Here is a 7,816-nt window from a genome sequence, read left to right on the forward strand (position 1 = left end):
CGGCGACAGCTGCTCAGGTTTCGCATCTGGCCGCCCGTATATGGGCAGAAGCAGCCCCGCACCGTTCTGCGTTCGCATGGGGTAATCTTGCGCCAGCGGCATCGGACAGACTATTCGCAATGCGATCGGCTGCAATGGCACTGAACGGCTGCTGATCACCCCTGAGATGTAGATACCCCGAGCCTATGGGTCCTGCCATTCACCGGAAGAATGGCAGGACCCATAGGACTATTCTCAGGCCGGTCAGTACCGCGGATTAACCCGCAAGGTACCTACCGGCCGCGGCAACTTGCGGTCGGCGTCATTGATGCCGGGCTCGAATGCGTTATCCAGATCCGCAACCGCGCCTAGAGCATGATGGATCATACTGCGATCTGCCGTTGTGAGACGCCGATAGCTTTTTGGACGTGTCAGATAGCCAAGTAGCCACGAACCGAAGCCGCTCGACCAAGTTTGATGGACGGTGTCTGACATTCGGGCGAGCTGGTCATATGCTACCAACGAACGCCGCCAGCGGTGTTCATCGAAATCGAGTGCGCCATCAGCAAATCGACGGCCAATTTCGAGCCCGCGGAACATCAGTGCCCGCGCACGTTCTGGCGGCATGGTGAGGTTGAGGCCGCCTTCGTCTGCCGAAAGCATGACATGGCCAATACGCTCGCGCTGTCCTGGCATCGTACTCAGCAACTGATCCTGCCAGTCTTTCGCCGCCCTCAGGATCGATCCGAACAAACCGCTGACGGTCACTGTCGCGCGCGCCGGCAACCCAAAGCCTTGGCGAGCGGTGGCAGGAATGAATACCCGCTCGCCCCCGGTTGTAGTTCCGGGCGGAAGGTCGTCCAGGCTGAGTGCGAAAGTCGGTCGAGCAGGCAACAAGGCATCGAACAGGTGAATAGGAAAATTGCTGCTGATGCCGCCATCGGCAAACAGGATACGCCGGTTTTCGATTATCGGCGTAGCGCCGGTGGCGCGCTGAAGCTCGGCGTTCGCGAAGTCGCGGACATGGACCGGTACCGCTGCAAACAGCAGCGGAAAGGCAAGGCTCATCCGCGCGGCAACGAGGACCGGCAGATCAACCGGGGAGGGAAAGCTCAAGAGCCCAGGCATCTGAGCCGCTTCGGCAACGGATCCCGCCATCCACTCGCACACATCGCCGGGAAACAGTCGCCGCCACTCGGTATCGCTGTATGCTGCGGTGATGCCGAGGGTTGGGAGCGAGTGCGGCCGCCCCATTCCAAGGTTGGTCGTAATAACCCGCAGATCAATCTGCTCGCCCGAGCCGGTTCCTCGCAACTGCCCGAAGGTTAGCGGCGGTCGGCTCTGCCAGTCTTCGCCGAATGCGATCTCTTGGATCGTTTCATGAAGCCAGCTGGTCAACGCGGGTCCGTTCCCGCCGGATTGATCGGTGCCCGGGCAGACACCAAAGTCGCTTTGCGGCAGCTGCGTTCGGATAAGCGTTTGCACATGCACAAGTAGGGCGGCGACCAGCCCGACAAGTGCTCCAAGGAGAATGCCCGCCAGTCCGGCTCGTAACGCCCACATACCGATCGCACCGACGACGGTACCAACCATAGCTTGAAACGGTGCCACCAGTGGCAGACCTGCAATTAGGCTCAGCGCGCTGCTGCCGCTCTGGGCGCGTAGCAGATACCGAAATAGGCGGCGGTAGCGAGGTTCAGGCTGGAACAGCGCGGCCATGCGCTCGGGTAGTTCGTCACAATGATATTGCAGACGGACAAAGCCGGCAGGATCACCGCGCACCGTGCGCGCATACTCGGCCGCTGCTGCCAGCGACGCGGCGATCGCGCCGGCGGACGTGCCGCCAATCGAGCGGAACCGATACCGGCGAGCAAGCTCCAGAATCGCGTATGGATAGACAATGCCGCTAGTGACGCCGCCTTTCATGACGATGTCGCATTCGTCAGCGGGCGATGCGAACATATCGGCCGTGTAGATCGGGAAATCCTGGTCGTCGCGCATACGAGGTCCTCAGGTGTTCTATGATCGTCGCACAAGCGTCATCAGCCAGCTATAGAATTTGGTCATGCAGTGTTTTTACGACAGCCTTATGATCTACCCGGACGCTCGATTGCGTCGTTGGGTCAAAACGCTCAGGCGCATCGCCCTGATTGCGGCGGTAGCGGTATATGCCTCCCCTGCCCTGGCTAGCGATGGTGAATTGCACACGTTCCACTGCCTGTTCGGCTGTCCCTTGGGGGCGCCGGCCACGAACGACACCGTCGTGCGCGAGATCTACACGCTGTCGTCCAACGACCTAACCAAGCTCGCGGACTGGGTCGCATATCGCGTAACGCCCTCATCGATCGGCCCGTCGTCGGATCGCGACTGGCGCGCCGACCCTTCGCTTGTTGCCGATGAGACGCTCGCCCCGGAAGCTTATGACGGGGCCAATCAGGCTCTGCGGACTGACCGCGGTCATCAAGCGCCGCTTGCGGCATTCTCTGGTACGCCGTTTGCCGCTGACACCAACATCCTGTCGAACATCACCCCTCAGGCTTCAGCGCTGAACCAGGGGCCGTGGAACGCACTGGAAGGGCAAGAGCGCTCGCTTGCGCAGCGACTGAACACTGCCGTCTACGTATACACCGGACCCTTGTTCGAACGTCTAATGGCGCCGCTACCCGCCGGGCCCGTGCTAGAACGCGTCCCATCAGGCTATTGGAAGGTCGTGGCGCTTGCAGATGGCCGGATCAGCGCGTTCGTTTTCGATCAGGCGACACAGCGTACCGTAGACTATTGCAAGGGCCGGGTATCTCTTGCTCACGTCGTGCTTCGCAGCCGGTTGATTCTGTTCCCGATGGCCAACGCAGCGTCGCTTCGAAGCCTCGATAGCGAAATCGGATGCACGTCCCCGCCCCCGGCCGATCCTGCCCCGTCAACAATTCCGGCGGAGTAACAAGACAATGTCCGACGCTGCCGTGCTCTAAGAGAGTCTTGTTGCTGGGATAGGCTTCCGCGTTTTAAACCGCCAGCTGTGTCAAACCGGGAGCCTCAATGGCCAAAGGCTAAATTGCCTTGGCGTTGGCATCTAGGCGGCGCTTCAACAGAGACCCACACCCCTCACAGTGACGTCGGCTACAAGGATCTTGGCTATGCCGGCGCCTATGATCGAGCTGGTCGGGCCCGCGGCCGTATCGATGCTATCGGTGGGGAAGATGATCTCGAGTACGTGCGAGTTCGGGACGGGAAGACCATCGTCATCGATAACGATCGGCCGAGGAGCGATTTGAACGCGGTAAGACATCGGTTTGGCATAGCGTGTCATTCTGAATGGCGGCCATACGAATTGGTCAGTCAGACGTCATCGCCCAAATGCGGACGTTCCGGGTGGCGCCGCGCTTGCCCGACAGCCGTCATTTGTTCAGCTGATCTCGTATTCTGCCCGCTCGTCCGACCAGCAGTCAGCGGCGCCCAGGTTCGCCCTCATGCGCGCATCAAACTCGCCAAAGGCGACTTCATGGGGATGAAGTGGCAGGCCCTTCGCAAACGCCCGCTTTTCGTGGATTCCTAGAGCCTGATGAAACGCCCAGAGGGCCAGTTGCCGCCAGTTGTCGTCCTGCGAAAACGCGTCCTCATTGGCTCGATATATTTCGTGAGTTGCGTTCGGGTTGTCACACACCCTCACGACTGCTGGCCAAAGGGCCTTCGTGGTTTCGAACAGCGCGTTCTTGTCGACGATCACGCTGCGCTCTCCGATACAGGGGCAGCTTTCATGCCCTCCGCCGTCATAAGCCGCCAGTCTGAAATCGCCCATACCTTACCGGAGCTAGCTACGACGCCGTTTCCGAAAGCCGTCGTTGGATCTGCACGAGCAGCAAATTGCCTGCCACGGTCGATGCGATTAGGCACGGCGCATCCCATTCCTGTTCGAACAGGAAGGTCTCACCGCCGAACGCTATCCGGGAATAGGAGCCGTGCAATTCCGGGATCGCTTCGCCGAACAAGTGAGAGATTGCTCCTCGCACAAACTGCATATCAACCGGTGCGAACTCTAACGATGACGTGCCATTGGGAAGCGGAAGCAGGGTCACAGCCATGCGCCGTTATGGCATTTGCGCTGCCGTTTTCCAACTTGCTGCTCCCAAAAACCGCCAGTCTGCTTTCCAGCCTATTCCGGAACACCGCTCACGTCAGATCTTCCATGAGGTAGGCGTGCCTCATTCACGCACCTGTGCATTGTCCGACAGTCGTTATCGAAAAACCTGATTATGCCGTTTGCGCCAGACCTTGAACGCGACCCACAGTCCTAAACATGACAGCGAGATAGCCAAGCGCATTGGGAACCAAGCAATTGCTTCGTCAAGACCACCGTTGTGGTAATCTGACAGGGACCGGCCTGCTAATCCCCCGGCGAGGATGCAGGCGGGGAACTTCCATACGGATTCCATAAGCGTTGCCATAAATCGAGTCTTACGAGCGCCTATCTGGTACACGCAATCGTTGATTTTGGCCTCTAGTCATTGTGGAAAATCCGTTACCTACGTTCGTCAGCTACGAGCGCAGCATAGCTTAAAGCCGCCAGTCCGCTTTCCTTCCCATGTTGGACATTCCCGAACCTCGATCCCAATGGAAATGCCCCGGCCGTCTCGCAGGCCGGTCCTTTTGGGGAAATGAGCGAACAGCTGCGAAGGCCTAAACGGTAAGCAAATTCGGCTTCTACAAACCGCGGCTAGATAGCCGTCCGCCTTGGTAAAGCTTGATCCTCGACGGTTGATCATCGCCTCGGTTTGCGGGATGGCGGGTGCCCCTGCAAAAACTGCGGAGGCTAGGATCGAAGCAATGCGAACCCAGACTGTCATGATGATGGCCGTGCTTATATCGATTGGCGGGGCGGGTGCCGTCCCTCAAGCTACTGCGCAAACCAATGACAAAGCCTCCGAACGCAAAGCCAATCGGTCAGCCTCAACGCTCTATGAGGTGCTAAACGAGCAAGCGTCTTCGCGCAGCAATCAATCTACGGGAGACGTTGGAACGCCAGTGCTCAAGCGTGATTCAAATGGTAGCGCATGCACTACTGATCAACTTGTTCATGCTTCGGTGGGTTCGAATATCACGAGCCGAATCAAGAACTCTATCGTACCGCTGCAGAAAGGTATTCAGGTTCGTGACATCGCAATGCTGACATTGCCATGTGGCTTCAAAATAGATGACCGATCCGGTTGGAGTCTCTTTTTAACAAACGGTAGCGAGGTAAGGCGCTACATCGAAAATAACCCGTTCGGGTTCGCACCGGCATTTGGCTTTAGTGATCCGATCGAAAAGTCCTATACAATGAAATATGAAGACATTCCCCGTGAGAAGATTCAGACAGATAGCTGCATCAATACAATAGCATCTATCAGTTCGAGCCTGAAGCTATGTAGCAGCTTTGGAAATGAAAAATCCTTCTTTGGAATAGAACGGAGCGATCATACTAGCCATCTAGGTCATTATGTCGTTCGAGACGGGGCTATTATTGAGGATTTTCCTTTGGCCAATATTAATAAGGATGTGGATAGTGTTTACTTTATTCCACCCCCTGATGCATCCGGCGGTACTATCACGCTCATAGTGACCGATGGTCGGAACCGGTACAGGGCCTACGTGGACACTCCACGAGGGTAAGCTGCTTGCCGCCTCCGCTAACCGGAGTTCGGAAGCGCGCGCATTCCCAAAATGCGATCCCAACGGGAATGCCCCCGGCCGTCTCACCGGCCGTTCGTTTTCGAGAAGGCTGGATCGAGCACGTTTGCCTTGCCGTGTTATCCGGGCAATACGCGTTCGTGCCTTTTGCGAAAGAACTGCCTTGATCCGGGATTCCCACCCCAGCGTTGCGCTGATATCTTTGGCAGCAATGGCATCGACGGCGGTCAACGCATCCAATGACAAGCGCGCAGGGCAGCACCTCGTTACGTCAGCGCCCGTAAAGCGGGATGGCGACTGGATCGGGACGCTGACCCTTCCGTCGCGGGCCACGCTGCGGATCGCGGCGCATCTCCGGGTCGATCGTGACGGTATGATGCGCGGCAGTTTCGACAGTCTCGACCAGAGCGTCTGGAACGTTCCGCTCGATGCGGTGACGATGACAGCCACGACGCTGGATTTCACGGTGCCGAGCAACGGCACACGGTATGCCGGACGCTGGGATGTGCAGACGCGACGCTGGGTCGGCGTCTGGTCGCAAGGCGGCACGCAATTTACCTTGACGCTGGCGGGGAACGGACCGCAGCGGCGACGGACGCGTGGACGCTGCCGTCCGATAGCGAGATCGGCGAGATACTCGATCGACGCATTGCGCAGCGTCCCGGCGAGGCGATCGTTGTGGGAGTGATCGACGCGCAGGGGCGGCGGATTATCGTCCGTGGTCCGGCCAAATCCGATACCCTTTTCGAGATCGGCTCGATCACGAAGACGTTCACCGGGTTGCTGCTGGCCGACATGGCGGCGCGCGGCGAGGTCGGCCTGAACGACCCCGCCGCCAGGTATTTGCCGGAGGGCTGGAGGCTGCCGGTACGGGGCCGCCCGATCACGTTGCTCGACCTGACGACGCATCGGTCGGGACTGCCGCGGGTGCCGTCGGACCTGCCCCTCAGCGATGAGAGCAATCCCTATGCCGATTACACATCGGCGCTGATGCGCGACTTCCTAAAGAGCTGGGTGCCGGAGCGCGAACCGGGCGCGCGGTACGAATATTCGAACCTCGGCGTCGCGCTGCTCGGGCAGATTTTGGCACGGCGGGCCGGCACCGATTACGAGACGCTGGTGCGAACCCGCATCACCGGGCCGCTGCACATGGCCGATACGACGATCCGCAGCGGGGACGGAGATGCGGGTGACGACAGGGGCATGCGACGGCAGGCGACGCCACACGACGAATTCCTGCAACCGGTTCCGCGTTGGAGCGGCGGCGTGATGTCGGCGGCCGGCGGCTTGCGATCCGACGCCGACGACATGCTTACCTATCTCGGTGCGCATCTCGGCCTTGTGCTGACGCCGCTCAAACCGGTGATGGACGGCATGCGGGTCGTCCGGGCCGAAGGCGATGGCCCCGGGGTGGGCATGGGCATCGGGTGGATGGTGGCGACGACGCCGGTCGGCGCGATCGTGACGCATGGTGGTGCGACCGGCGGCTATCTATCGAATGCCGCGTTCGATCCCCTCCGACGGCGCGGGGTGGTGGTGCTGGCCAATGCGATGACGCAACCGGGCGTCGACGATATCGCCATACACCTGCTGACCGGATCGCCCGTTGCCGCCGTCCCGCCCCCACCGCCACCGCCCGCCATCCGCCCGATCATCGCGATCCCACCCGCTCAACTGGACCGGTTCGTCGGTCGCTACCGACTGGAACCGGATCAGGTCATTACCGTTTTCCGGTCGAAGGACCGGCTGATGATCCAGCTGATCGGGCAGCAAGCGCTACCGATCCATGCGACGGCACCGCTTCAGTTCTTTAGCAGGATCGTACCGTTCGACCTGATCTTTCACGAGGCGAGCGGAAAGATCGATGCCGTGACGTTGCGGCAGAATGGCGAGGACAAGTTAGCGCCCCGTATGCTGGCGCTATAGGCGAGAGCGGTATGGCATAGTCCACGCCGCTTAACCTTTTGCTTTGTGAATTTCCGCCTGCGAACGGAATTCTCGGAAGCTGATGCAATTCTCGAAACTCGATCGAGTTTCGGGAATGTCCGAGATGGAGAGGAAATCTGCCCGTCCGCTATTAGGGTCAGGACTCATTGGTCATAGCCAGAAGATGACAGTGGCCGCGAGCGCGACGGCAGAGAAGAAGACGGTTGGGCAGCGGTCGTAGCGAGTG

The 7,816-nt window shown here is 59.5% G+C and carries 7 protein-coding genes; 4 read left to right on the forward strand and 3 right to left on the reverse strand.

Going from position 1 to position 7,816, the window contains the following annotated elements; translation table 11 throughout:
* Window positions 1-243: 243 nt before the first annotated feature.
* Window positions 244-1,980: a patatin-like phospholipase family protein gene (locus C8J25_RS19410; protein ID WP_107955991.1), complete on the reverse strand. Its 1,737-nt coding sequence runs from the start codon at window positions 1,978-1,980 to the stop codon at window positions 244-246.
* Window positions 1,981-2,044: 64 nt separating this feature from the next.
* Here C8J25_RS19410 and C8J25_RS19415 point away from each other — a divergent pair, with 64 nt between their 5' ends.
* Window positions 2,045-2,917, forward strand: a complete 873-nt coding sequence (locus C8J25_RS19415; protein ID WP_208622647.1) for a DNA/RNA non-specific endonuclease — start codon at window positions 2,045-2,047, stop codon at window positions 2,915-2,917.
* A 465-nt stretch (window positions 2,918-3,382) separates the two neighbouring features.
* Here C8J25_RS19415 and C8J25_RS19425 read toward each other — a convergent pair whose 3' ends face one another.
* Both C8J25_RS19425 and C8J25_RS20515 read right to left on the reverse strand, forming a co-directional pair.
* The gene (locus tag C8J25_RS19425; RefSeq protein ID WP_107955992.1) at window positions 3,383-3,775 is read right to left on the reverse strand and encodes a hypothetical protein; all 393 of its coding nucleotides are present in this window, start codon (window positions 3,773-3,775) and stop codon (window positions 3,383-3,385) included.
* Between the two features lie 16 nt (window positions 3,776-3,791).
* On the reverse strand, window positions 3,792-4,058 hold the full coding sequence (locus C8J25_RS20515) for a hypothetical protein (protein WP_146173426.1): 267 nt from the start codon (window positions 4,056-4,058) through the stop codon (window positions 3,792-3,794).
* Between the two features lie 673 nt (window positions 4,059-4,731).
* Here C8J25_RS20515 and C8J25_RS20520 point away from each other — a divergent pair.
* From C8J25_RS20520 to C8J25_RS19430, 3 genes are all read left to right on the forward strand, one after another.
* Window positions 4,732-5,625, forward strand: coding sequence for a hypothetical protein (locus C8J25_RS20520; protein WP_208622648.1), 894 nt, complete (start codon window positions 4,732-4,734; stop codon window positions 5,623-5,625).
* Window positions 5,626-5,854: 229 nt separating this feature from the next.
* Window positions 5,855-6,331 carry a hypothetical protein gene (locus C8J25_RS20860; RefSeq protein WP_167397780.1) on the forward strand — a complete coding sequence of 159 codons (477 nt, stop codon included), beginning with the start codon at window positions 5,855-5,857 and terminating at the stop codon, window positions 6,329-6,331.
* Entirely contained in the window at window positions 6,328-7,569 is a 1,242-nt protein-coding gene (locus tag C8J25_RS19430; protein ID WP_244187235.1) for a serine hydrolase domain-containing protein, read from the forward strand. The genes C8J25_RS20860 and C8J25_RS19430 overlap by 4 nt, the downstream gene beginning before the upstream one ends.
* Window positions 7,570-7,816 lie beyond the last annotated feature (247 nt).

The sequence above is a fragment of the Sphingomonas faeni genome (assembly GCF_003053745.1).
Taxonomy (GTDB): Bacteria; Pseudomonadota; Alphaproteobacteria; order Sphingomonadales; family Sphingomonadaceae; genus Sphingomonas; species Sphingomonas faeni.